The organism is Stenotrophomonas sp. FW305-C-20-S1 (assembly GCF_058783335.1).
In genome coordinates, this window is record NZ_JBYTEK010000082.1 from 1 (window position 1) to 718 (window position 718).

The 718-nt window shown below is 51.4% G+C and carries 2 tRNA genes and 1 rRNA gene; all 3 read right to left on the reverse strand.

The annotated features are described in order from the left end of the window. Window positions 1-289: ribosomal RNA gene (locus AC3WTC_RS20500) — 23S ribosomal RNA — on the reverse strand; the annotation flags it as partial. A 226-nt stretch (window positions 290-515) separates the two neighbouring features. Next, a tRNA-Ile gene (locus tag AC3WTC_RS20505) sits at window positions 516-592 on the reverse strand. Between the two features lie 26 nt (window positions 593-618). Further along, window positions 619-694: transfer RNA gene (locus AC3WTC_RS20510), tRNA-Ala, on the reverse strand. Window positions 695-718: the final 24 nt, after the last annotated feature.

The window sequence follows — 718 nt, forward strand, 5'->3', positions numbered from 1 at the left end:
TTTTCCTAGAACCAAATCAGCTTAAGGGCTAGTCCGCGTTCGCTCGTCGCTACTTACGGAATCTCGGTTGATTTCTTTTCCTCTGGTTACTTAGATATTTCAGTTCACCAGGTTCGCTTCCAGCAGCTATGTATTCACTGCAGGATACCCGCAAGCGGGTGGGTTTCCCCATTCGGACATTACCGGATCAAAGCTTGTTGCCAGCTCCCCGATACTTTTCGCAGGCTGCCACGTCCTTCATCGCCTCTGACCGCCAAGGCATCCACCGTGTGCGCTTATTCGCTTGACCATATAACCGCAAGTTGCCTTGGGTTACATATTTGACCTGGGGGTACAAAGCCCAGATACGAATATAACGACTCAATTAATAAGGAATCTTCCGATTCCCGCCTTAGCCTCACGACACGTCTGATAGATGTATCTCAAACGCTCGCTACGTCACAAGTTTTAAAAGAACACGTACCGGCCACAGTGCCGATGCGTATAAAGATCGATTGTATGCGTCATTCAGAGAATGGTGGGTCTGGGTAGACTCGAACTACCGACCTCACCCTTATCAGGGGTGCGCTCTAACCACCTGAGCTACAGACCCGGAAGACTCTTCCGGAACAGCTTAGATGGTGGAGCCTGTCGGGATCGAACCGACGACCCCCTGCTTGCAAAGCAGGTGCTCTCCCAGCTGAGCTAAGGCCCCAAAAGGGACACTCACATCGGCCTA